The organism is Mycobacterium sp. G7A2, from assembly GCF_041902445.1.
Taxonomy (GTDB): domain Bacteria; phylum Actinomycetota; class Actinomycetes; order Mycobacteriales; family Mycobacteriaceae; genus Mycobacterium.
In genome coordinates this window covers 5847257-5868327 of sequence record NZ_CP169251.1, presented here as the reverse complement: position 1 = coordinate 5868327, position 21071 = coordinate 5847257, and the positions used below count along the sequence as shown (strand labels likewise).

26 protein-coding genes are annotated in these 21071 nt (G+C 70.4%); 12 read left to right on the top strand and 14 right to left on the bottom strand.

Annotated features, from left to right (window positions below):
* Window positions 1-35 precede the first annotated feature (35 nt).
* Window positions 36-1484: a sodium:alanine symporter family protein gene (locus ACEWX3_RS27880; protein ID WP_207068563.1), complete on the top strand. Its 1449-nt coding sequence runs from the start codon at window positions 36-38 to the stop codon at window positions 1482-1484.
* A gap of 1 nt (window position 1485) precedes the next feature.
* Here the strand turns inward: ACEWX3_RS27880 and ACEWX3_RS27875 are convergent, their stop codons facing one another.
* The 6 genes from ACEWX3_RS27875 to ACEWX3_RS27850 are packed head-to-tail and all read right to left on the bottom strand — an operon-like array spanning window position 1486 to window position 7161.
* Entirely contained in the window at window positions 1486-2283 is a 798-nt protein-coding gene (locus tag ACEWX3_RS27875) for an ABC transporter permease (RefSeq protein ID WP_374158333.1), read from the bottom strand.
* 9 nt (window positions 2284-2292) lie between these two features.
* Window positions 2293-3147 (bottom strand): 2-aminoethylphosphonate ABC transporter permease subunit, encoded by an 855-nt coding sequence (locus tag ACEWX3_RS27870; protein ID WP_374158332.1) that lies wholly within the window; start codon window positions 3145-3147, stop codon window positions 2293-2295.
* Window positions 3144-4313, bottom strand: coding sequence for an ABC transporter ATP-binding protein (locus tag ACEWX3_RS27865; protein WP_374158331.1), 1170 nt, complete (start codon window positions 4311-4313; stop codon window positions 3144-3146). The genes ACEWX3_RS27870 and ACEWX3_RS27865 overlap by 4 nt, the downstream gene beginning before the upstream one ends.
* Window position 4314: 1 nt before the next feature.
* Window positions 4315-5355, bottom strand: a complete 1041-nt coding sequence (locus ACEWX3_RS27860; protein WP_221350732.1) for a 2-aminoethylphosphonate ABC transporter substrate-binding protein — start codon at window positions 5353-5355, stop codon at window positions 4315-4317.
* Between the two features lie 3 nt (window positions 5356-5358).
* Window positions 5359-6042 (bottom strand): phosphonatase-like hydrolase, encoded by a 684-nt coding sequence (locus ACEWX3_RS27855; protein ID WP_374158330.1) that lies wholly within the window; start codon window positions 6040-6042, stop codon window positions 5359-5361.
* A gap of 3 nt (window positions 6043-6045) precedes the next feature.
* Window positions 6046-7161: a TIGR03364 family FAD-dependent oxidoreductase gene (locus tag ACEWX3_RS27850; protein WP_374158329.1), complete on the bottom strand. Its 1116-nt coding sequence runs from the start codon at window positions 7159-7161 to the stop codon at window positions 6046-6048.
* 110 nt (window positions 7162-7271) lie between these two features.
* Between ACEWX3_RS27850 and ACEWX3_RS27845 the strand changes: the two genes are divergently transcribed.
* Genes ACEWX3_RS27845 through ACEWX3_RS27830 form a run of 4 tightly spaced genes read left to right on the top strand, consistent with a single transcriptional unit; the run spans window position 7272 to window position 10035 of the window.
* The gene (locus tag ACEWX3_RS27845; protein WP_374158328.1) at window positions 7272-7799 is read left to right on the top strand and encodes an HD family phosphohydrolase; all 528 of its coding nucleotides are present in this window, start codon (window positions 7272-7274) and stop codon (window positions 7797-7799) included.
* Window positions 7796-8494, top strand: a complete 699-nt coding sequence (locus ACEWX3_RS27840; protein ID WP_374158327.1) for a GntR family transcriptional regulator — start codon at window positions 7796-7798, stop codon at window positions 8492-8494. The genes ACEWX3_RS27845 and ACEWX3_RS27840 overlap by 4 nt, the downstream gene beginning before the upstream one ends.
* Before the next feature lie 49 nt (window positions 8495-8543).
* Window positions 8544-9152 carry a hypothetical protein gene (locus ACEWX3_RS27835; RefSeq protein WP_374158326.1) on the top strand — a complete coding sequence of 203 codons (609 nt, stop codon included), beginning with the start codon at window positions 8544-8546 and terminating at the stop codon, window positions 9150-9152.
* Between the two features lie 13 nt (window positions 9153-9165).
* Entirely contained in the window at window positions 9166-10035 is an 870-nt protein-coding gene (locus ACEWX3_RS27830) for an NmrA family NAD(P)-binding protein (RefSeq protein ID WP_374158325.1), read from the top strand.
* Window positions 10036-10097: 62 nt separating this feature from the next.
* On the opposite strand, the gene ACEWX3_RS27825 is transcribed toward ACEWX3_RS27830, so the two are convergent.
* Entirely contained in the window at window positions 10098-10310 is a 213-nt protein-coding gene (locus tag ACEWX3_RS27825) for a DUF3072 domain-containing protein (protein ID WP_221351024.1), read from the bottom strand.
* Between the two features lie 83 nt (window positions 10311-10393).
* On the opposite strand from ACEWX3_RS27825, the gene ACEWX3_RS27820 reads away from it, so the two are divergent.
* Both ACEWX3_RS27820 and ACEWX3_RS27815 read left to right on the top strand, forming a co-directional pair.
* Window positions 10394-10891: a pyridoxamine 5'-phosphate oxidase family protein gene (locus ACEWX3_RS27820; protein WP_207068552.1), complete on the top strand. Its 498-nt coding sequence runs from the start codon at window positions 10394-10396 to the stop codon at window positions 10889-10891.
* Window positions 10892-10945: 54 nt separating this feature from the next.
* Window positions 10946-11191, top strand: a complete 246-nt coding sequence (locus ACEWX3_RS27815) for a hypothetical protein (protein ID WP_283605081.1) — start codon at window positions 10946-10948, stop codon at window positions 11189-11191.
* Window positions 11192-11206: 15 nt separating this feature from the next.
* Here ACEWX3_RS27815 and ACEWX3_RS27810 read toward each other — a convergent pair whose 3' ends face one another.
* The 5 genes from ACEWX3_RS27810 to ACEWX3_RS27790 form a co-directional block, all read right to left on the bottom strand.
* Window positions 11207-11542, bottom strand: a complete 336-nt coding sequence (locus ACEWX3_RS27810; protein ID WP_374158324.1) for a GNAT family N-acetyltransferase — start codon at window positions 11540-11542, stop codon at window positions 11207-11209.
* Between the two features lie 9 nt (window positions 11543-11551).
* A complete protein-coding gene (locus tag ACEWX3_RS27805) occupies window positions 11552-11860 on the bottom strand; it encodes a GNAT family N-acetyltransferase (RefSeq protein ID WP_163672477.1) in 309 nt (102 codons plus the stop codon).
* 7 nt (window positions 11861-11867) lie between these two features.
* The gene (locus ACEWX3_RS27800) at window positions 11868-12866 is read right to left on the bottom strand and encodes a pirin family protein (RefSeq protein ID WP_374158323.1); all 999 of its coding nucleotides are present in this window, start codon (window positions 12864-12866) and stop codon (window positions 11868-11870) included.
* A complete protein-coding gene (locus ACEWX3_RS27795) occupies window positions 12863-13303 on the bottom strand; it encodes an EVE domain-containing protein (protein ID WP_374158322.1) in 441 nt (146 codons plus the stop codon). The genes ACEWX3_RS27800 and ACEWX3_RS27795 overlap by 4 nt, the downstream gene beginning before the upstream one ends.
* 66 nt (window positions 13304-13369) lie before the next feature.
* Entirely contained in the window at window positions 13370-14221 is an 852-nt protein-coding gene (locus tag ACEWX3_RS27790) for an alpha/beta fold hydrolase (protein ID WP_374158321.1), read from the bottom strand.
* Between the two features lie 60 nt (window positions 14222-14281).
* Between ACEWX3_RS27790 and ACEWX3_RS27785 the strand changes: the two genes are divergently transcribed.
* The 3 genes from ACEWX3_RS27785 (at window position 14282) to ACEWX3_RS27775 (ending at window position 16807) form a co-directional block, all read left to right on the top strand.
* Window positions 14282-14899 (top strand): TetR/AcrR family transcriptional regulator, encoded by a 618-nt coding sequence (locus tag ACEWX3_RS27785; RefSeq protein WP_374158320.1) that lies wholly within the window; start codon window positions 14282-14284, stop codon window positions 14897-14899.
* 95 nt (window positions 14900-14994) lie between these two features.
* Complete coding sequence (locus ACEWX3_RS27780) at window positions 14995-15264, top strand: DivIVA domain-containing protein (protein WP_374158319.1); 270 nt, start codon at window positions 14995-14997, stop codon at window positions 15262-15264.
* Window positions 15257-16807, top strand: coding sequence for an acyl-CoA carboxylase subunit beta (locus ACEWX3_RS27775; protein ID WP_374158318.1), 1551 nt, complete (start codon window positions 15257-15259; stop codon window positions 16805-16807). The genes ACEWX3_RS27780 and ACEWX3_RS27775 overlap by 8 nt, the downstream gene beginning before the upstream one ends.
* Before the next feature lie 185 nt (window positions 16808-16992).
* Here ACEWX3_RS27775 and ACEWX3_RS27770 read toward each other — a convergent pair whose 3' ends face one another.
* Complete coding sequence (locus ACEWX3_RS27770; protein WP_152514878.1) at window positions 16993-17286, bottom strand: WhiB family transcriptional regulator; 294 nt, start codon at window positions 17284-17286, stop codon at window positions 16993-16995.
* Between the two features lie 276 nt (window positions 17287-17562).
* On the opposite strand from ACEWX3_RS27770, the gene ACEWX3_RS27765 reads away from it, so the two are divergent.
* Complete coding sequence (locus tag ACEWX3_RS27765) at window positions 17563-18303, top strand: transcriptional regulator (protein ID WP_374158317.1); 741 nt, start codon at window positions 17563-17565, stop codon at window positions 18301-18303.
* Between the two features lie 11 nt (window positions 18304-18314).
* On the opposite strand, the gene ACEWX3_RS27760 is transcribed toward ACEWX3_RS27765, so the two are convergent.
* Window positions 18315-19598: a MinD/ParA family protein gene (locus tag ACEWX3_RS27760; protein ID WP_374158316.1), complete on the bottom strand. Its 1284-nt coding sequence runs from the start codon at window positions 19596-19598 to the stop codon at window positions 18315-18317.
* Between the two features lie 349 nt (window positions 19599-19947).
* Between ACEWX3_RS27760 and ACEWX3_RS27755 the strand changes: the two genes are divergently transcribed.
* Complete coding sequence (locus ACEWX3_RS27755; RefSeq protein ID WP_374158315.1) at window positions 19948-21054, top strand: EspA/EspE family type VII secretion system effector; 1107 nt, start codon at window positions 19948-19950, stop codon at window positions 21052-21054.
* Window positions 21055-21071: the final 17 nt, after the last annotated feature.

Sequence of the window (21071 nt, the reverse complement as noted above, 5' to 3'; positions counted from 1 at the left end):
ACGACTGATTCACCGACGAGACACCGGGAGCGGTCGTGGAGTTCATCCAGGAGCACCTGATCAACCCTGTCAGCGACCTGCTGTACAGCTACATCCTCGTCTACCTTCTGGTCGGCGTTGGCCTCTACTTCACGATCCGCACCCGCTTCATCCAGCTGCGCTACTTCCGGCGGATGATCGGCCAGCTCTTCCACTCCCGCACCCACTGTGACGGGGTGTCACCGTTCCAAGCGTTCTGCGTCGGCCTCGCCTCCCGCGTCGGCACCGGCAACATCGCTGGGGTCGCCATCGCGCTGACGGTCGGCGGGCCGGGCGCGATCTTCTGGATGTGGGTCGTCGCCGCGATCGGTATGGCCACCGCGCTGATCGAGGCCACGCTCGGCCAGATCTTCAAGGTCCGCGCCGACGACGGTTCGTTCCGCGGCGGCCCGGCCTACTACATCCAGCGCGGGTTGGGGTCGCGGGCCGGCGGCGTCGTCTTCGCGATCCTGCTGATCTTCACGTTCGGCATCGCGTTCAACATGGTGCAGGCCAACGCGATCAGCGACGTCGTCAACGGTGCCTACGCCATCGACGTCCGGTGGATCACCGCCGGACTGGTCATCCTGGCGGCGCCGGTGCTGTTCGGCGGGGTGCGCCGGGTGGCCCAGGTGGCCGAGATCGTGCTGCCGCTGATGGCGGTGGTGTACGCGCTGTTGGCGTTGGTGATCGTCGCGCTCAACATCAGCTATCTGCCGGAGGTGCTGATCCAGATCGTCGGTGGCGCCTTCGGGTTGACCGAACTGGCCGGCGGTTTCGCGGGCGGCATCGCCGCGGCGCTGCTCAACGGTGTCAAACGCGGGCTGTTCTCCAACGAGGCCGGAATGGGCAGCGTGCCCAACGTGGCTGCCACGGCGACGGTGTCGCACCCGGTGAAGCAGGGGCTGATCCAGTCGCTGGGCGTGTTCGTCGACACGATGATCATCTGCACCGCCACCGCGTTCATCATCCTGGTGTCCGGGCCCAGCATCTACGACCCGGCGACGCCCACCCGGGTGGAAGGCGCCACCCTCACCCAGGCGGCGATCGCCGACAGCCTCGGCACGTGGACGGTGTCGTTGATGACGGTGCTGGTGTTCGTCTTCGCGTTCTCGTCGGTGCTGGGCAACTACGTCTACGCCGAGATCAACCTGTTCTTCCTCGGCGCCGGCCGCAAGACCATCAACGTGTTCCGGGTTTTCGTGTTGATGGCGATCGGCGTGGGCGGGGTGTCGAAGCTGACCGCGGTGTGGGCGCTGGCCGATGTGGCGATGGGGTTGATGGCGCTGGTCAACCTGGTGGCGATCGTGCTGCTGGGCAAGTGGGCGTTCGCCGCGATCAAGGACTTCCACCAGCAGTCCGACGCGGGCGCCGACCCGGTGTTCATCGCCGAAGAAGCAGACCTCCCCGGGCATCTGTTCGGCGACATCTGGAGCCGGCCTGCGCCGGTCGGCAGCAAGACCTGAGTCACCGCAGCGCGGCGCGCCCCCGGATGCGGCCGAGCACGATCAGGGCCAGCAGCGTGACCGCGAGCAGCAGTGTGGTGCTCGCGGCGGCCTGGAACACCTGACCGCGGTCGGTGAGACCGAAGATGGTCACCGGCAACGTCTTCCAGGTCGCGGGGTAGACCATCACCGTCGCGCCGAGCTCACCCATGGACAGCGCCACCGCCAGCCCGGCCGCCGCGCCGAGCGCGGGCAGCAGCAGCGGGAGCGTGATCCGCATCAGCACCCGCACCGGGCAGGCGCCCAGCGACTCGGCGGCCTGGCGGTAGGCCGGGTCGAGGCGGTCGAGTGCAGCAGAGACTGCGCTGAAGGCGAACGCCAGCACCAGCACGGTGTGGGCCAGGATGACGATCCAGCGGGTGCCGCCCAGCAGCAGCGGCCGGGAGTTGAACGCGATCAGCAGCCCCAGCCCGATCGCCACCGACGGCACCGCGATGGGCAGGTGGAAAACCGCATCGGTGATGCGGCGCAACCAATCCGGTGCTTCGCGGGCCGCGAGCGCCGCCCAGGTCCCGACGACCAGCGCGATGCCGCCGGCCAGGAACGCGGTCTGCAGGCTCACCGACAGGCTCGCCAGATCTTCACCGGACAGGGCGGTGCCGAACCGCGCCAATCCCAGGTTCGACGGCAGCGGACCGGTCCAGGAACCAGCCAGCCCGGCCAGCACCACGGTGCCCAGCGGCAGCACGAACACCACGGCGACGACGAGCGCGAACACCGTGAGCACCGCAGCGCGGCTGCGCGGACTCCACAGCAACATCGACGACTCCTATCTCGCCGTCAGCCGGGCGAAGATCACCCGGTAGAGGCCGTAGAGCAGCAACGAGAGCACCACCTGCACGGTTGCGATCACCGCGGCGCCGGGCAGGTCGAAGGTGACGATGCCGCGGGTGTAGATCAGTACCGGCAGCGTGATCACCCCTTTGGCGCCGGTGAACAGCACGATGCCGAACTCGTTGAGCGTCAACAACAGCACTAGGCTGCCGCCGGCGGCCAGGGCGGGCCACGCCTCGGGCATGATGACGCTGCGCAGCACCGTCAGCGGCGACGCGCCGAGGCTGGCCGCGACGTCGAGCTGGGCCCGGGGGATCAACGCGAACGCCGCGAGCAGGGGACGCACCACGAACGGGGTGAAGAACGTGATCTCGGCGGTGATGACGCCCGCCGGGGTATACAGGAAATCCAGGAGGGGAGAGGACGATCCGGTGAGGGCCGAGATCGCCCCGTTGACCGCCCCGGCGCTGCCGTAGATGAACGTGAACGCCAGGGTGATCAGGAACGACGGCAGCGCCAGCACGGTGTCGATCAGGCGACCCACCAACGCCGAACCGGGGAACGGCACGAACGCCAGCACGATCGCCAGGAACGTTCCGAGCACCAGGCACCCGGCGGTCGACGTCGCCGCGATCGCCACGGTGCGCCACAACGCGTCGCGGAACACCTGCGAGCCGAGTACCTCGCCCCACGAGTTGCCGGTCGAGGACTCCCAGAACACCCGCAGCAGCGGGTAGAGCACCACCAGCAGCACCAGCGCCAGCGGCGGCAGCACCCACAGCCATGCGGTCGACCGGGGCGGGGCCGGGTCGGGCGGTGTCGTCAGATCGCGGTCGAGAACCGTTGTCACGGGGCGCTTCCCGTGGAGACCAGCACCCCGGCCGGTTCGGGTAGGCGCAGCCCGACAACGCTGCCCACCTCGAAGGGGGTGTGGCCGGGCACGTCGACGTCGACGAGCACATCGGGCAGTGACTGCACCGACAGCACCAGCCGGGTCACCGCGCCGCGCCACACCGCGGCGTTGACCGTGGCGGTGAACGCGTCCTTCTCGCGGGTGGAGACGATCTGCAGGGCGTGCGGACGCACGCACAGCAGCGCCGCCGATCCGGGGCCCCAGTCGTCGTGGCCGAACGCCGGCGCCGGGGCCTCGGCGTTGACGGTGCGCGAGCCGACGGTGACCAAAGCCGAGCCGCCGATCACCCGTCCCACGGTGCACGGCAACAGGTTCGCGCCGCCGAGGAAGGCCGCGGTGAAGCTCGTGGGCGGGCGCTTCCACAGGTTCTCGGCGGTGTCGACATCCATCAGCCGCGCGTCGTTCATCACCACGATCCGGTCCGCCAGCGCCAGCGCCTCGGCCTGGTCGTGGGTGACGTAGAGCATCGCGGTGTCGGGCAGGGCCTCTTTGAGCAGTTGCAGCTCGGCGAGCATCGACTGGCGCAGCGCCGCGTCGAGCGCGGCGAGCGGCTCGTCGAGGAGCAGCACCGCGGGCCTGATGGCCAGGGCCCGGGCGATCGCGACGCGCTGTTGCTGGCCGCCGGACAGCTCGCGGGGCAGCCGCTTCAGGTACCCGGACATGCCCACCATGTCGAGGACTTCGGCGACCCTGGGGGCGATCTCGTGGCGAGGTGTCCGCTGCGCCCGCAACCCGAACGCGACGTTGTCGGCGACCGTCATGTGCGGAAACAGTGCGTAGGACTGCAGCACGACCCCGATGCCGCGCCGAGCCGGCGGCAGGTCGGTGACGTCGCGCCCGGCCAGCCGGACCCGCCCGGAGGTGGGGCGGACGAACCCGGCCAGCGCGTTGAGCGCGGTGGACTTGCCGGACCCGCTGGGCCCGAGCAGCGCCACCGTCTCGCCGGCGGCGACCCTTAGGTTGAAGTCGATCAGCGCGTGGGTCTGCTTGCGGCCGCGGCCGTAGGAGACGCCGACCCGGTCGAACAGGATTGCGGGACTTCCGGGTTCGGCGGGTGCCGAGCGCTGACGCAGGCCGGCCTGGCTGACGCGGGTGTCGGCCATCTCAGCTGCCGGTGGCCTGCTGGTAGGCGGCCAGGTCGGCGTCCAGGTCGGCGAGCACCGCATTCCAGTCCGGCACCCACACGTCCACACCGTTGAGGACTGCTGCCGGGGTGTTGGGTTCGGCGGCACCGTCGGACTTCAGCGACTCCAGCACCGGCATCCCCAGTGCCTCGGGTTCGACCGTCTTCTGGGTGTCCTCGGAGATCAGGAACGCCAGCAGCTGCTTGGCCTCCTCGGCGTGCGGCGCGCCGGCGGTGACCCCGGCGACGTAGGGCAGTGAGACGCTGGTGCGGGTCCCGTCGGCGCCGGCGGGGATGAAGATGGTGAAGGTGGAGCCGTCGTCCTTGATCGAGGCGAGGTTCATCTGCACGTCGCCGTTGGCGACCAGCAGCTCACCGTTGCTGACCTTGGGCTGCAGCTTGCCGGTCGACGAGGAGGGCCCGACGTTGTTGGCCTGCAGCGCTTTCAGGTACTCCATGGCGCCCTCTTTGCCGCGCAGGTGCTGCAGCAGCACCAGCACCGCGGTGCCGTCGCCGGCCTGACCGGGGGTGGAGTACTGCAGCTTGCCCTTGAACTCGGGTTTGAGCAGGTCGTCCCACGTCACCGGCGGGGGGTTGGCGCCCGGGTTGGCGATGAAGCTCAGCGCGTTGTCGACGATCGGCACGAACGTCGCATCCGGGCCCACCTGGTCGCTCTCGATGCCGCTGGTGTCGGCGCCGCTGGGTTGCAGCAACTCGAGTTGCGCGGCCTTCTGGATGAACGGCGGCAGCGTCACCAGCAGGTCGGCCTGCGGGTTGGACTGCTCCTTCTCCACCCGCGACACCACCTCTCCGGAGCCGGCTTCGACCAGGTTGACGTTGATGCCGGTTTCGTCGGTGAACCGCCGGAACGTGCTCTCGTACCACGTGGCCAGGCCGTCGGCGCTGTAAACCGTCAGCGTGGTGCCGTCCCCCGAGCCGGAGGTCCCGGTGCCGCCGCAGGCGGCGGTGAGGGTGGCCAGGGCCGCGACCGAGACGGTCGCGAGGGCAGTGCGCAGTTTCATTGTTCAGCCTTTCAGGAGGAGGTCGGCGAAGTCGGTGACGGAGGAGACGACGTGGGTGGCGCCGGCCGCGACGAGCTGGCGCTCGTCGTGGGCGCCGGTGAGAGTGCCTGCCGCGATGGAGCATCCGGCCCGCAGCGCGCTCTCCACGTCATTGGCGGTGTCGCCGAGCGCGGCGACGGCGTGCACGCTGTCGGCGCCGAGGCGCAGCAGCGCGGTGAGGATCAGGTCCGGGTAGGGGCGCCCGCGCACCCCGGGCCCGGGGGACAGGACCAGGTCGGCGAGGTCGTGCCAACCCAGTGCCGCGATGAGCTTGGCCTGGGTGTCGGGGGAGAAGCCCGTGGTCAGCGCGACGCGGATGCCGCCGTCGCGCAGGCGTGAGAGTGATTCGGCGGCGCCGGGTATCGGGACCGCGCGGCCGGCGCCGATGAGCGCGGCGTAGGCCTCTTCGAACACGGCGTTGGCGCGTTGGGCGAGCGCCTCGTCGTCGAACAGCGCCCGGAAGACCGTGATCTTGGACTGGCCCATCGTGTCGAGCACGTACCGGCGGGCCCGCTCGCGGTCGGGCCCTTCGTCCGGCAACCCGGCCGCGGTGGCCGCGGCCTCGAACGCCTCGACCACGAGGCCGTCGTCGGCGACGGTGGTGCCGGCCATGTCGATGACGGCGAGCTGAATGGTGTTGTGCTGCATCAGTTACAGTCCGATCTCGTCTGCGGTGTGTTCCCCGATGACCGGCCCCAGGGTCATGCCGCGCCCGCCGGGGCCCGTCACCACCCACACGCTGTCGCTCACCTCGGCGCGGTAGACCAGGCGGCCGGGGTCCACGCACTGGCTGTACACGCCGGCCCACCGTTGCCGGATGGGCGGCAGGGGGCGGCCGAGCAGCTCCTCGACGACGCCGGCGAGGTAGGTGTAGGGCGCCTCGGCGACGTCGAACGCGAACGGTTCGCGGTACTCGTGGGTGTCGCCGATGGTCAGCCCGCCGTGCCGGCGCTGCACGCACAGCAGCTGCATGCAGTGCTCGGCGGCGATCGGGTCCTGGTGTTCGCTGCGCCGCAACTCTTCCAGCGCGTTGCCCGCGTAGGCGGGGTAGTAGCGCAGGCTGTCGCCGTCGGCGATCGCCGTGGTCAGTGGCTCGTCGAGCGGGGCGGTCTGCATCATCTGCAGCCGGACCCGGCGCACCGGCAGCGGGCCGGCGAGTTCGGCGACCAGACCGCCGTGGGCGGCGCCGGCGCAGACGATCACCACGTCGCCGTCGTGACTGTCGCCGCGGTCGTCGACGACGCGGGTGCCGGTGACGGTGCGCGCCTCGGCGCCGGGGACGAACGTGTAGCGTCCGCTGGTCTGCAGTGCCGCCCGGATCGCGGGTAGCGCCTGGCGGGACTCGACCGCACCGTCGCGCGAACAGTGCAGGGCGGCAATGAACTTGCCGCGCAGCGTCGGGTTGATGCGCCGCGCCTGGCCCGGTTCGAGCAGCCGGAATCCGCGGCGGCCGGTGTCGGCGCGGGTGCAGACCTCCTCGGCGACCGCCACCTCGGCGGGGGTGCGCAGCAGCGTGAGCGACCCGCAGGGACGGAACCCGATCCCGGGCACCTCGGCGCCGAGTTCCTCCCACAGCGTGCGCGAGCGCAGGCTGGCGTCGAGTTCTCCCGAGGACCGCCCGGACACCCAGACCAGCCCGAAGTTGCGCACGGTGGCTCCGCGCGCCTCGACCTCGCGGTCGAGCTGGGTGACCTCGTGGCCGCGGCGCACCGCCTGCCAGGCGTGGGCGGTGCCGAGGATTCCGCCGCCGATGATGGTGACCCGCATGGGGGTTGAGACAACCGGGCGTGAGCGTCGGCACCGCAATGGTGCGATGTGGGGCCGCGGAACACCCGGTGAACAATTGGTATAGACCAATCAGGGGTATGGTTGGCGCCATGCCGACCAGAGCCGAACACGTGCGGGCCGAGACCGCGGCCCTGCTGGACTCGCTGCGCGGGGTGTGGGACGAGACCGCCGTCGACGAATGGGACCATGCGCTGCAGGCCGCGGCGTGTGCCATCGCCGACGGCGCCGACGACGAGCTGATCCTGGCCGCGGCGCTGCACGACATCGGGCACAGCCCGCTGCTGGGCGGCCCCGGCGTCGACGACCACTCCGGGATCGCCCGCGACTGGATCACCGCCCGGTTCGGCGCACGGGCCGGCTGGCTGGCCGGCGCGCATGTCGCCGCCAAACGCCACCTCGCCGCCGTCGACCCCGGCTACGCCGCGGCGCTGAGCACCACCTCGGTGGCGTCGCTGGCCGCGCAGGGCGGCGCCGCGGTGGATCCCGATTTCGCCGGGCATCCCTGGCATTCGGACGCGTTGCGGCTGCGCCGCTACGACGACGCCGCCAAGGACCCCGCGGCACCGGGAGCGCCGGTGCAGGTCGTGCTCGACCTGGCGCAGCGCCTGGCCCGATGAGCCTGCCGAAGCCGTATCTGGTGCGCACCGGGCTCGACGAGATTCTCGACGGCCTGCGCGAAGGTGACCCGTTCCCGCCCGAGCGGGAGCTGGCGGCCCGGTTCCAGGTGGCCCGCGAGACGGTGCGTCAGGCGGTGCACGAGCTGCTGGTGGAGGGCCGCATCGAGCGGCGTGGTCGCGGGACGGTGGTCTCGCGCCCGAAGTTGGTGCAGCCGTTGTCGCTGCAGTCCTACACCGAGGGCGCCCAGCGGATGGGCCGGTCGCCGGGCCGGTTGCTGGTGACGTGGGAAGACGTCACCGTTGATGTCGAAACAGCTGCGGCGCTGGATGTTTCACCGCGGAACCGGGTGATGCACCTGGAGCGGGTGCTGCTGGCCGACGGCGCACGGATCGGGCTGGAGAGCACGTACCTGCCGCGGCACCGGTTCGCCGACCTGGCCGACGATTTCGACCCGACGACGTCGTTGTACGCCGCGCTGCGCGCCCGCGGGGTGGTGTTCGGCCAGGCCACCGAACGCATCGAGACGGTGCTGCCGTCGCCGCGGGAGGCAGCTCTGCTCGAATCCACCACCGCGATGCCGATGCTGCTGCTCAACCGCCGCTCCGTGGACACCGCCGGGTCGCCGATCGAGGTGGTGCGCGCGCTCTACCGGGGCGACCGGGTGGCGTTCGAGGCGACGCTGTCCGACCGGTGACTCGGCGACCGGGTGACGGACGTCGGCCCACGCGGGTATGAACGAAAGCATGCGTATCGCAGAGGGAGTCACCCTGGGCAGCGGTCTGCAGGCGGTGCAGGCGACCGCCGGGGCCCTGATCGCCCAGACCGGTGACCTGTTCGCCGCCGGCGAGACGTTCACCGCGACGTTGACCATCGATGAGCGCGCCGATGTGCCGGGTTCGGCGACGCTGCTGCGGCCGGGGAGCTCCCACGACGCCGTCGTGCAGGTCGGCCCCGACACTCCGGGGTCGGCCGCGCGCGGGTTGTGCATCAAGATCCCGGACGCCTACGGGCCGGGAAGAGACCAGGACTTTCTGCTGGCGTCCTCGGGGGACGGCGCGCCGCTGCATCACGCCGTGCTGCCGGCTGATCCGGTGGCCCCGCTGTACTCGTCGCTGTGGCTCTACCTGGTCGGGCTCACGCCGCTGCTGTTCGGGGTCCGCCCGCCCACGACCGGCCCGGATGTCCGCTTCGGAACCGGCGACCGGCTCAGCTTCCAGGTCAGTGCGCCGGTGGGCCAGTTCCGTCCCGTGGGCGAGGTGACGCTGGGCCCGCCGCACGACGGACCGGTGCGGTTCTCGGCCCGGCGCAGCGGCGGCGGCATCCGGGCGCTGCCGCCGGTGTCGTTCTACTGAATAGGGACGCGGCATGTTGGTGGTCACCGGACCCTCGGGGAACGTCGGCGCCGAGCTGGTGCAGCTGCTCGCCCGCGGCGACGCCCCGCGTGCGTGGCGGGTGGCCAGCCGGCACCCGGTTCCAGTGGGCGGGGCCGACGCGGTGCGCTTCGACTTCTTCGACCGTGGCACCTGGGCGGCGGCCCTCGACGGGGCGCAGTCGCTGTTTCTGCTGTTCCCGCTGCCGGGCAACAAGGCCGCCCGGGCGGCGCTGGTGCCGTTCGTGCAGGCTGCGCAGCAGGCGGGCTGCCGGCACGTGGTGTACGTGTCGGTGTTCGGCGCGGACCGGGCCCGCGTCATCCCGCACCACACGGTCGAGAAGGCGCTGCGGGACAGCCGAATGACGTGGACCGTGCTGCGGTGCGGGTTCTTCATGCAGAACCTGCACCGCGCCATCTCCACCCACGGCATCGACATCACCGAACGCCACGAGTTGTTCATCCCGGCCGGCCGCGGCGCCACCGCTTTTCTGGACGCCCGAGACGCCGCGGCGGTGGCCGCCGCCGTCCTCGACGACCCGGACCGGCACCGCAACGTCGTGCACCATCTCAGCGGCCCCCGGCGGTGGCGGATGGCCGAGGTGGCCGACGAACTCAGCGCCGTGCTGGGGTATCGGGTCCGTTACACCGACCCCAACCTGATCGCGTTCGCGCGCCGGCTACGTGCCCGCGGTGTCGGGTGGGACACCATCGGGTTCATGGCCGCGGTCTACACCCTGACCCGATTCGGGGCCAACCAGCAGATCACCACCGACGTGCAGCGCCTGCTGGGCCGGCCCCCGGGCACGCTGGAACAGTTCCTGCGCGACAGCGCCTGGCGGTTCCGCGATCGGGTGTGGACCTAGGAGTCACTCGCCACGGTCGGATATGCCGGTCACTGTCCGCGATCAGGTGTGGACCCAGCCGGTCACTCGCCGCGCCCGGTCTGCTGCTGCAGGTCGTCGATCATCTCGGAGGCCTGCGCCTTGGTCAGGTCGTCGGACACCTCGGCACCGGCTTCCTGGGCCAGAGTGTGCAGGTAGCTGCGCTGCGCGCCGGTCATCGGCTCGTCGCCGGTCACCCACTGCGAGGTGTCCTTCGTGGGGTTCTCCTGCGGGGCCTGGGTGATGTCTTCGCTCATGCCGACCCGAATGCCCATCGCAAGTGTGTTCGAAACGCGGGCCTCGGTGACGGGCGCGATCGCGGCACTGCCAGTATCGACGGGTGGGCAAGAACGAACGCGCCAAGATCGTCATGACCGACGGCGAGATCGCCGAATTCATCGAACGCAGCCGCACCGCCACGATGGCCACCGTGCTTCCCAGCGGCCGGCCTCACCTGGTGGCCATGTGGTACGCCGTGCTCGACGGCGAGATCTGGTTCGAGACGAAAGCCAAGTCGCAGAAGGCGGTGAATCTGCGTCGCGACCCGACCATCACCGTGATGATCGAGGACGGCCTGTCCTACGACACGCTGCGCGGGGTGTCGATCGACGGGACGGCCGAGATCCACGACGATCCGGAGACGAATCTGCGGGTCGGCATCAGCGTGTGGGAGCGCTACACCGGCCCCTACACCGAGGAGATGCGGCCCTTCGTCGACCAGATGATGAACAACCGCATCTGTGTGCGCGTGGTCCCGTCGCGGCTGCGCAGCTGGGATCACCGCAAGCTGGGCATGGACGGCATGCCGATCTCCGGCAGCACGGCGCAGTACCTCTAGGCCAAAAGGCCGTTTGACCTGGAGTCATGCGCCTGTGCATGTCATGCTGCAAGCATGCCTAAGACGGTGCGAATCCGTGACATCGACGATGAGGTGTATGCGGGTTTGGTGCGCCGAGCCGGCGAAGAAGGAATCAGCGTCCCGGAGCTGCTGCGCCGTGAGGCGGCGCGCATAGTCGCGCGGCCATCGATCGCGGAATGGCTGCGGCGGGCCGGTCGTCGGCCCTCACAGATCACGACCGGTGACGTGGTGCAGACGCTGGACGGGTGGCGCGGTGCGTGGCCCGATGCTGATCGTTGACGGGGACCTGGCCCGCTAACGCTGCGACGCCACCTGCTTGGCCTCGGCGGTCACCGGGTCGGTGATGTCGCCGAACTCATCGTTCTTGTCGATGAACGCGGCGACCATCGGACACACCGGCACGATCCGCAGTCCGGCGTCGCGGGTGGCTTCCAGCGCCTGACGCACCAGGATGGTGCCCAAACCCCGCCCTTCGAACTTGTCGTCGACTTCGGTGTGCGGGAAGATCCGCTGGCCGTCACGGTCGAGGAACTCGGTGAAGCCGGCCTGCTCGCCGTCGACACTGATGGTGAACCTGTCAGACTGCTGGGTGACTTCGGTGGGAGCACCGGTCTTGTCGGTCGTCGTCATGGTCTCTGGCTACCCACTCGAGCGGTCGAGCAGATCAGCGAATTCCGGATTCTTGTCGATGAACTCCGCGACCATCCAGCAGTGCGGCACCACCCGCAACCCGGTGGGGCGGGTGGCCTCCAGCGCTGCGCGCACCAGGATGGTGGCCAGACCGCGGCCCTGGAACTGCGGGTTGACCTCGGTGTGCGGGAAGAGGCGCCGGCCGTCGCGGTCGATGAAGTCGGCGACGCCGACGATGCGGCCGTCGACCGAGATGGTGAAGCGGTCGCCCTGCTCGCTGACCTGGGTGGGCGCACCGGTCCGGTCGGTGGTGGTCATCTGTTCTCTATACCCCCGGGTTGGCGCGCGATACCCCCGGATTGGACCGCGGACGCAGCCTGCCGTTGGGCAGCGGAGGCGCGGGCAACCGATCCGGCGATCCGCGGTAGCCGTCGACGGCGCCGAACCGGGCGTCGTGGCTCTGCCATTGCTCGCGGTAGGCGGCGATGTCGTCGTGGCTGCGGCCGACGAAGTTCCACCACATGACCAGCTCCTCGCCGAACGGGGTGCCGCCGAGCACCAGGACCCGCGCCGGCGTCGAACCGCGGTTGGCCAGGTGTAGCCGAGGTCGGCCCGGCTCCTGGTAGGCCAGGTCGGCCACCTGTAGCCGCGCTCCGCACGCCTCGACCTCCCCCTGGTCGACGAGCACGCCGTGTTCGAAGCCCGGGTCGACGTCGAGGTCCGCCTGCGCGCCCGCCTCGAGGTCCAGCTGCGCACCGAGCAGCGGAGTGAACGTATGCACCGGGGAGCGCTGCCCGGCGAGCTCGCCGAGGAACACCCGCGCGGTCACCCCGTCGCCCGCGGCGCCGGGATCGGGCGCGTAGTGCGCGAAATCGCGCGCGGTGTCGCGGTCGGCGTGCGGCAGCGCAACCCAGAGCTGCACCCCGTGCAGCACCTCGTCACCCGGCGCGGTCGTCACCGACACCTCGGAGTGGCAGATGCCAGCCCCGGCCGTCATCAGGTTCAGCTCACCCGGACGCACCATGGCGTGCACGCCGGCGGAGTCGCGGTGCTCGACCAGGCCGCTGAACAACCAGCTGACCGTCTGCAGCCCGGTGTGCGGATGGGGCGGCACGTCCATGCCGGAGCCGCCGCGCTGGTCGTGCGGGCCGTAGTGGTCGACGAAACACCACGCCCCGATCAGGGAGCGTTCCCGCTGGGGAAGTGTCCGGCGCACCCGGACGGCGCGCGGCCCACCCAGCGGCACGTCACGGGGATGCAGAACACCGGTGAATGACGATGGGGCACAGTCGACTTCGTCAGGTGCGGTGTCGGTGTTGCTCACGTGCCCACAGTAGCGTCCCGGATGGGTACCAACATGGCCGATCGCAGCACGTCGAGGTCGTGGTCGTCGATGCGGAACACCCCGAACCGGAACTTGAAGCCCCACCGGGACTTGTCCTCGATGAAGTCCAGCCGCTCGAGCAGCGGCCGGATCGGGGTTTCCACGCAGTCGAGGAAGTCGACTTTGCGCCGCCACGGCGTGAAGTCCGGAGACACCTCGGCCTGGTACGGCTCGTCGTCGGTGATCTGCCCGATCGCCGTGAACGCCTGCAGCGGCGGGCCGTCGGGATAGACCGTGCGCGGTGAGTAGAAGGCGATCCAGTCGCCGCGGGCCATCTTGGCCAGCATGTGCGGCTTGCCGTGGTTGGCCTGGGTGAACCCGCCTTGAACGCCGCGTTCGACGTGGTCGCGGCTGACCGTGTTGATCCAGTTCGTCATGGACTCACGCTAGGACCGGGCACCGACGATCCGCGGCCCTCGGGAGACCGCCTGTGGATAACTTTGTCATGGGGACGTGCTGGCGGCGGTGATGTCGGAGACGGCGTGTGCCACCGCGGCCGGGTTGTCCAGCGCGACGAACGTCGTCGCGTCGGGCACGGCGACGAGCGTCGCCGCGGGGAACGCCTCGGCCAGACGACGCCCGAGTTCCGGGGTGAAGCACCTGTCGCGTTGACCCCACACCAGCGTGACGGGCTTGGTGAACCGGTTCAACCGCGTCCCGACGTCGGTGAGGTCGGTGGCCGCGACCGCGCGCAGCAGCGCCGCAAGATCGAGCCGGATGCGGACGTCGCGGCGCGCCGGCGCCAACCACGAGTCGGTCAGGTGCGGGTCGGGGCGGGTCATCAGCAGGCCATAGCCCAGCGGAGAGTGGCGCAACGCACGCAACCGCAGCTGCTCGGCCAGCACCTTGATCGAGCGGGGACCGCGCAGCAGCGCGAACACCAGTGTGAACGGAAACGGTGGAAACTGTTCGAACGCATCGCAATTGGTCAGCACCATCCGGCCGATGCGTTCGGGGTGCGCGTCGACGACCAGCTGGCAGATGCCGCCGCCGGTGTCGTTGCCGACCAGCGTCACGTCCTGCAGGCCCAGCTCGGTGATGAAGTCGTGGACCAGTTCGGCCATCCCGGACGGTGACAGCACCGCGGCATCGGTGACCGGGATCGTGTGGGAGCCCAGCGACAGGTTCGGCAGGAAGCAGCGATAGCCCTGCTCGGCGAGCGTCTCGGCTGCGGCGGCCCACAGTCGGCTGTCGACGAGGATGCCGTGGACGAACACCACCGGCGGGTGGGGCGAGGTGTCCGGCCCGATCACTCGGTAGTCGATCGTGGCCTGGGGGAGCGCGAGCTGCGGCATGGCCGCTATCCTTTCCGGGAAACTTACAAACACTGTGTATGAAAGTTACGTACAGACTGTATGGAAGTCAATGGTCGCCGTAGGACGCAGGCCGAGCGCACCGCCGCCACCCGGGCCGTCCTGATCGACGCGGCACGGGCGCTGTTCGCCGAGCAGGGCTTTGCCAACGTGCCCACCCAGGCCATCGCCGCCGCGGCGGGCGTCACCCGGGGGGCGCTGTATCACCAGTTCGCCGACAAGACAGCGCTGTTCACCGCGGTGTACGAGGACGTCGAGCGCACGGTGGTGGCCGAAGTCGCCGAGCGCATCGCCGCCGCGCAGCCGCCCGACTCGCTGGCCGCCATGCGGTTGGGGGCGCGGCTGTTCCTGGAGGTCTGCTCGGCGCCCGACGTGCAGCAGATCGTGCTGATCGACGCGCCGGCGGCGCTGGGCTGGGACACCTGGCGCGCGGTGGGGGCGAAGTACGGACTGGGGGTGATCGAGGCGATGCTCGCCCAGGCCGTTGCGGAGGGCGCGATTCCCGAGCAGCCGTTGCGTTCGACCGCGCACGTGCTGCTCGGTGCACTCGACGAGGCGGCGTTGTTCGTCTCGCGTGCCGAGGATCAGCAGCAGGCCCGCGCGGAGATGGACGCGGTGTGCGCGCGGCTCATCGACGGCATCGCCGGGCGAACGGGGTGATCAGTGTCCGGGCATGTACGTCGCTGAGGTGACTCGCCGCCAGTGAGGCGCGAACCCGAGGAGGCACCACGTCGCCGGGGCTAGAGTCAGGCCCCATGGGCGACGGCGTGCTGCGAGCTGAGGATCTGCGCAACATCACCTTCGAGAAGCCGGCGTTCGGCAAACGCGGTTACGACGAGAAGTCCGTCAACGATTTCCTGGCGCTGGCCGCCCGCCGCCTCGACGGGCGCGGGCATCTGTCGGCCGACGACGTGCGGGGCATGCGGTTCAACAAGCCCAAGCTCGGCAAGCGTGGCTACGACCCCGCCCAGGTCGACACGCTCGTCGACGAGATCGCCACCGCCATCGCGCATCTCGATGGCTGAGCGCGACGACCTCACCGAACTGAGGCGCCGCCGGGAGCTGACCGAGGACGCCGCCCGCCCGGATGCGGTGACCCGGCGGCACGAGCGCGGTGGGCGCACCGCGCGGGAGAACGTCGCCGACCTCGTCGACGCCGGCTCGTTCGTCGAATACGGCCGCTTCGCCATTGCCCCGCAGCGGATGCGCCGCGACGTCGACGACCTCATCGCGCGCACCCCGGCCGACGGGCTGGTTGCCGGCACCGCGCGCATCAACGGCGACGTGTTCGGACCTGAAGCCAGTGCCTGCGCGGTGCTGTCGTACGACTACACGGTGCTGGCCGGCACCCAGGGCGCGCTGGGGCATCGCAAAAAGGACCGATTGTTCGAGCTGATCGAGCGGATGCGGCTGCCCACGGTGTTCTTCGCCGAGGGTGGTGGCGGTCGGCCGGGCGACACCGACTATCCGGTGGTGTCCGCGCTGGACACCCGGGCCTTCGCGCTGTGGGCCAAGCTGTCCGGGGTGGTGCCGCGTATCGCCGTGGTGCACGGCCGCTGCTTCGCCGGCAACGCCGTCATCGCCGGCGCGTCGGATCTCATCGTCGCGACGAAGACCGCGTCGCTGGGCATGGGCGGGCCGGCGATGATCGCCGGCGGCGGGCTCGGTGAGGTGGCGCCTGATGACGTCGGGCCGATGTCGGTGCAGGAACCCAACGGCAACGTCGACGTCGTGGTCGCCGACGAGGCCGAGGCGGTCGCGGTGACCAAGACGCTGCTGGGTTACTTCCAGGGTCGGGTGACTGCATGGACGGCACCGGATCAGACGCCGCTGCGCGACGCGGTGCCCGAGAGGGCGCGGCGCGCCTACGACGTCGCCCCGATCATCGAGACGCTGGCCGACGAGGGGTCGGTGACGTTCCTGCGGCCCCGGTTCGCCCGGGAAATGGTGACCGCGCTGGCGCGCATCGAGGGCCGTGCCGTCGGCATCATCGCCAACGACACCCGCTTCACCGCCGGCGCGATCACCGCGGCCGCCTCGGACAAGGCCGCCCGGCTGCTGCAGCTGTGTGATGCGTTCGGGTTGCCGGTGGTGTCGCTGATCGACTGTCCCGGATACATGGTCGGTCCGGCTGCCGAGGCGGAGTCGCTGGTGCGCCGGGCATCGCGGATGCTGGTGGCCGGGGCGGCACTACGGGTGCCGATGGTCGCGGTGATCCTGCGGCGCGGCTACGGGTTGGGTGCGCAGGCGATGGCCGGCGGCAGCCTGCATGAACCGGTGCTGACGGTGGCGTGGCCGGGGGCGCATCTGGGCCCGATGGGCCTCGAGGGCGCGGTGCGTCTGGGTATGCGCAAGGAACTCGAGGCGATCGCCGACGACGCCGAACGTGAGAAGCGAGTCGCCGCGGCGACGGCTGCGGCGCAGGACAACGCCAAGGCGCTCAACGCGGCGATGCTCTTCGAGATCGACGACGTGATCGACCCCGACGAGACCCGCGGCGTCATCGCCGCGACGTTGGCGGCGGCGCGTACCGAAGACCAGCGCGACAGGTTCGTCGACACCTGGTGAGAGAAATCTGGGGGACGGTGCCGGCTGCGCCTCTCGGCAAGTGGTCGCTCGAAGCGACGGTTCTGAGTTGGGGCCCGGGGCATGCCCGGCACCGTCGGACGGTGTAACCACGCGGTACGGCGCGCTATTCCACCGGGCCCGTACGCTGCCGGACCCCTCGTTCCCGGCAGCGGGCGGGCGCGGCATCAGGCGATGTCGGCGTAGTAGACGCGCCGCTCGCGGACCGGGTAGCCGTTGCGCTCGGCGAGTGACTTGAGCTGGCGAAGGGCAAAGGTGCGGCCACGACCGGCCTCGGGAACGTAGATGCCGGCCCACAGGCCTTCGGCGCGGGGCAACTCGCAGGCATCCCGGGCGCACAGCCAGCGGCGCGGGCACGACCGGCACAGCGCCTTTGCCTCGTCGTCGGCCGTCGTGGTCCACCTTTCCGGATCGCGGGTGCAGACGCCGACCGGTGTCTCGTCGAAGGGATTGGCGGTCATCGGCTTGCTCCTCACGTGCGCTGGGCGGCGCTGTCGCCGCGGTGAAGTGAAACTATCGCACAAAACCGTAGCAACGCAACAGTTAGATCGAGTGGAAGCGCAGCGGCCACTGTGGCGCTCACGCATGGCAGCGCTACTCAGCGATTCAAATACCTGCGATCAACTGCTAAAACATCTAGACACGTCGCCGAATGCAGCACCAAGTCGTAGCGGCTTGCGTAGCGATCGCTACGATGAATTCCGCCGATCCCAGCCCGATCCGGAGGACGCCGGTAGATGACCACCCCCGAGCCGGTCGATCAGTCGACCGGCGCTCCGGATCCCGGGATGGTCCGGGCGGGGGCTGCCGCGGCGGCCCGGCGCCGTGAGCTGAACATCAGCCAGCGCAGCCTGGCCAGCAGCGGCATCATCAACGCCGGGGCGTTGATCGCCTTCGAGAAGGGCCGAAGTTGGCCCCGTGAACGGACGCGGGCAAAGCTCGAAGAGGTGCTGAAGTGGCCGCCCGGAACAATCGCCCGACTGCGTCGCGGCGAGGTGTTACGGCCCGTAGAGCCACCCGCCACCGCGTCGGCATCCTCCGACGGGGACGAGGTGTCGCTGCTCGCACAGGCGGTCGTGGCCGCGGTCGGGGGCTTCGGCTCGACGGTCGCGTCGCTCCCCCCGGTCGAGGACCCGGCATTCACCCCCCGGGTCACCGCGATCCTGTCCGATCTGCGTCAACTCGAAGCGGTGGCCGCCCGCGCCGCACGCATCGGCAGGGTCACCCCGGCGTTGATCAAGGCGCTCGGCACAGTGCGTCGGCTCTACGACGACGTGATGCTGAGGGCGGCCACCGCGCCGCAGGCCACCCTCGGGCAGCGGCTCTACGCCGCCCGACGCGAAGCCAACCTGACGGTGGATGAGACCGCCCAAGCCGCAGGCGTCGACGGGGCGGCGATCCAGCAGGCGGAGTCCGAACTGCCGGTCCCTGCATCCGACGCCGAGGCCATCGAAGCGCTCGTCGCTCAGCTCAGGTGAGCTCGGCCGGCTCAGTGCCGGTCGCGGCTGCGGTCGTCCTGGCGGGGGAAGTGCTCGGCCAGCGCTGCGCACACTTCGAGCAAGCGCGTCCGGGTCGGCCGCGACATCTCCGCGGTCCCGTCGATCACCCCGCCGGGGCGCAGATGGCCGTCGAACGGCACCTCGACGACCCGTTGGCCCTGACTCGAGAACTGCTGAGCCAACGTCGATTTGGTGCGCTTGTCGGCGTGACCGTCGGAGTCGTTGAGCACCACGACGGTGCGGCGCAGCAGTCCGGTCATACCGCGCGCGGACAACCAGTCCAGCGTCTGGCCGGCCGCGGCGGCACCGTCCACCCATGGCGACGACACCACCACCAGCGCATCCAGGTCGCGCAGCACTTCCTGCGTGACCGGTGAATCCATCGTCGAGCTGCAGTCGATGACCGAGATCGAGAAATGGCGGTCCAGGCGGGCCGCGGCTTCCCGGTAGATGGCCGGGTCGAGCACCCGGCGACGGGCCGGTGTGGCCTCCCCGGCCAGAACGAACAGACCGGCGGCGTTGCTGCCGACGCGGTGACGGATGTCGGCGAACGTCTCCAGATGTTGATCGGCGGTCAGTTCCCAGAACGAGGTTTGTACCCGAGGGTCGACCCGGCTGCCGAGCTTGCCGAATGCGGTGTCGGCGTCGACGGCGATGACGCGGTCGTCCTGACGGAGTTCGGCGAGCACCGAGCCGATACTCGCCGAGACGGTGGTCTTGCCGACCCCGCCCTTGCCCATCACGCCGACCTTGAAATGCCCGCGCAGTGGGTCCCGGATCGTCTTCTCCAGCTCCGCGATCCGGCGTTCCTCGGGGGAGGGGCCGAGGTTGACCAAGCCGAACGTGGCGGTGAACAGCGCCCGTCGCCAACCCCGGCCCGGCGTGGGTTTGCGGGTCGGAACGACACCGTCGGCGCGGATCAGCTCGGCATAGGAGTTGGTTTGTGGTGGTGCGGGGGGCTGCGGCGCGCCACCGAACATCGGCGCCGGCTGCCCGGGCTGGATCGGCCGGGTGGGCGGGGTCCAAGCCTGTGGACCCGGTGCGGAGCCCCACCCGCCCGGACGTGCGGGCGGCGCGCCGTACACCGGCTGCCGAAACGAGTTGCCGGGGCGCTCGGCCTCGAACGGGTGCGGGTGAGCGCCGGCGGGGGGCCGAGGGGGCACGGGTTGCCGCGGCGGCGACGCCGGTTCCTGGTGCGACGCCGGCTCGGCATCGGGGTCCCCGGGTCCGGTCCAGCCCGGCTCGTTCCGCAATGTCTCATCGCGGTCGGTCACAGCACGTCTCCTCCAGGTTGGTCGGTCGCCGAGACTAAGCGAACGCGTACCACGAGCGTCCGCCAGGCTAGCGGGCGACGGATGCGAGCAAATCGACGCGTGGGTCACTGTTCGCAGGACGGCGCGGGACGCGACACCTACCGGCAGCCGCCGCGTCCGACGTCGAGAGGCGGAGATCGCCTGCAGCTACAAAAATTTGCTGACAGCTGAAACAAGCACATCAATGGGTAAGCAGAAGTTGCTGATCGGCGCTGCAGATCGAGGCCGCATTCCCTTCTGGGCAGCGATATTGGCGTCTGGAGGACCCGGGCTCCACTGGTAGTCTGCCCTGGGGAAGGGGAGGTTCAGCATGCGCGGAATCGATGGGGTCGGCAGTTCCGGCAAAGGTACCGGTTCGCCGGTTCTCGAAGCCGGTCTCGACGTCATCGACGGGATGCGCAGAACCACCGGGTCGGGGGAGCCGGAGCGCGGCGAAGCGTTCCGGCGGGGTGCGCAGCGATTCCGAGAGGCCGGCGACCACATCACGGCGGCACAGCCCCAGGACTGGGCGGGTCGAGGCGCTCAGGCGTACGGGCTGGCCAACCGCCGCCACGCTCGCCGCGTCGCCGCGGTCGCGGCACTCGACGATGCCGCGCATGCCGTACTGGCCCGCCAAGCCGAGCAGATCGTCCACCGTCGGCACGTGATCGATGACCAAGCGGATCGCCTGGCCCGCTTCAGCCGCACCTCGCGCGACATCGCCACGACGCCAGGCGTCGGCGCAGCGTTGAAGGCCACGTTCGAGATGGCTGCGGTGGCGACCGCCCTCGACACCTGCCGCGATGCGCTTCACGGGCTGATGCAGCAGGTCAACGACAATGCCGATGAGCTGCGCAGTATCACCGTCGAGTACGCGGTCCTGACCGACGATCCGCCGGGTCCGTCGGACGCGCCGGCGGAGCAGGGCGACCCCGGGCCGGGCGGCCGTGAGGACGAGAATGAGGCCGAGCCGCAGGTCGCAGTGCCGGCCGGGTTCGGTGGTGCCGGCGTACCTGCGGCCACGGCTGACGTGGCTGGCCCGCCGGAGTCGCATCAACCCGAAGCGATGCCTGCCGAGGCGATGTCCGCGCTGAGCTCCGCGATGGGGGGCGCGGGCGGAATGATCGGCGCACTGGTCGCCCCGGTCGCCGCGGCGCTCGCGGGGGTTGCCGGTGCGGTGACGCAGGCTCTGCCAGTCCTCTCGGACTCCCCGGGGACACTCGGTGACGAAGCTCGCTCCGATGACAAGGCACCTCCCGAAGAGTCGGTGGACGTCGAGGACGAGAAGGCCGAGCACGACGAGACCGACGAGGCCGAGGACCCGGACAGGGCCCCGGCGCCTGCCGAGAATGCCGCCTCGGCCACGGCCACCCCATCCCCACCGCTGCTGCCGCCGACCGTGCCGAGTCCCGCTGCGCCCATCAGGCCGCCGACATGACCGAGCAGGAGACTGTT

What these genes read in the sequence shown, in the direction of transcription:
- ACEWX3_RS27785 (WP_374158320.1), top strand. Translation starts at nt 14,282, where the DNA reads ATGGAAGTCAATGGTCGCCGTAGGACGCAGGCCGAGCGCACCGCCGCC.
- ACEWX3_RS27790 (WP_374158321.1), bottom strand. Translation starts at nt 14,221, where the DNA reads ATGCCGCAGCTCGCGCTCCCCCAGGCCACGATCGACTACCGAGTGATC.
- ACEWX3_RS27755 (WP_374158315.1), top strand. Translation starts at nt 19,948, where the DNA reads ATGCGCGGAATCGATGGGGTCGGCAGTTCCGGCAAAGGTACCGGTTCG.
- ACEWX3_RS27775 (WP_374158318.1), top strand. Translation starts at nt 15,257, where the DNA reads ATGGCTGAGCGCGACGACCTCACCGAACTGAGGCGCCGCCGGGAGCTG.
- ACEWX3_RS27830 (WP_374158325.1), top strand. Translation starts at nt 9,166, where the DNA reads ATGTTGGTGGTCACCGGACCCTCGGGGAACGTCGGCGCCGAGCTGGTG.
- ACEWX3_RS27810 (WP_374158324.1), bottom strand. Translation starts at nt 11,542, where the DNA reads ATGACGACGACCGACAAGACCGGTGCTCCCACCGAAGTCACCCAGCAG.
- ACEWX3_RS27815 (WP_283605081.1), top strand. Translation starts at nt 10,946, where the DNA reads ATGCCTAAGACGGTGCGAATCCGTGACATCGACGATGAGGTGTATGCG.
- ACEWX3_RS27860 (WP_221350732.1), bottom strand. Translation starts at nt 5,355, where the DNA reads ATGAAACTGCGCACTGCCCTCGCGACCGTCTCGGTCGCGGCCCTGGCC.
- ACEWX3_RS27825 (WP_221351024.1), bottom strand. Translation starts at nt 10,310, where the DNA reads ATGAGCGAAGACATCACCCAGGCCCCGCAGGAGAACCCCACGAAGGAC.
- ACEWX3_RS27770 (WP_152514878.1), bottom strand. Translation starts at nt 17,286, where the DNA reads ATGACCGCCAATCCCTTCGACGAGACACCGGTCGGCGTCTGCACCCGC.
- ACEWX3_RS27795 (WP_374158322.1), bottom strand. Translation starts at nt 13,303, where the DNA reads ATGACGAACTGGATCAACACGGTCAGCCGCGACCACGTCGAACGCGGC.
- ACEWX3_RS27780 (WP_374158319.1), top strand. Translation starts at nt 14,995, where the DNA reads ATGGGCGACGGCGTGCTGCGAGCTGAGGATCTGCGCAACATCACCTTC.
- ACEWX3_RS27805 (WP_163672477.1), bottom strand. Translation starts at nt 11,860, where the DNA reads ATGACCACCACCGACCGGACCGGTGCGCCCACCCAGGTCAGCGAGCAG.
- ACEWX3_RS27765 (WP_374158317.1), top strand. Translation starts at nt 17,563, where the DNA reads ATGACCACCCCCGAGCCGGTCGATCAGTCGACCGGCGCTCCGGATCCC.
- ACEWX3_RS27865 (WP_374158331.1), bottom strand. Translation starts at nt 4,313, where the DNA reads ATGGCCGACACCCGCGTCAGCCAGGCCGGCCTGCGTCAGCGCTCGGCA.
- ACEWX3_RS27855 (WP_374158330.1), bottom strand. Translation starts at nt 6,042, where the DNA reads ATGCAGCACAACACCATTCAGCTCGCCGTCATCGACATGGCCGGCACC.
- ACEWX3_RS27840 (WP_374158327.1), top strand. Translation starts at nt 7,796, where the DNA reads ATGAGCCTGCCGAAGCCGTATCTGGTGCGCACCGGGCTCGACGAGATT.
- ACEWX3_RS27850 (WP_374158329.1), bottom strand. Translation starts at nt 7,161, where the DNA reads ATGCGGGTCACCATCATCGGCGGCGGAATCCTCGGCACCGCCCACGCC.
- ACEWX3_RS27835 (WP_374158326.1), top strand. Translation starts at nt 8,544, where the DNA reads ATGCGTATCGCAGAGGGAGTCACCCTGGGCAGCGGTCTGCAGGCGGTG.
- ACEWX3_RS27845 (WP_374158328.1), top strand. Translation starts at nt 7,272, where the DNA reads ATGCCGACCAGAGCCGAACACGTGCGGGCCGAGACCGCGGCCCTGCTG.
- ACEWX3_RS27875 (WP_374158333.1), bottom strand. Translation starts at nt 2,283, where the DNA reads ATGTTGCTGTGGAGTCCGCGCAGCCGCGCTGCGGTGCTCACGGTGTTC.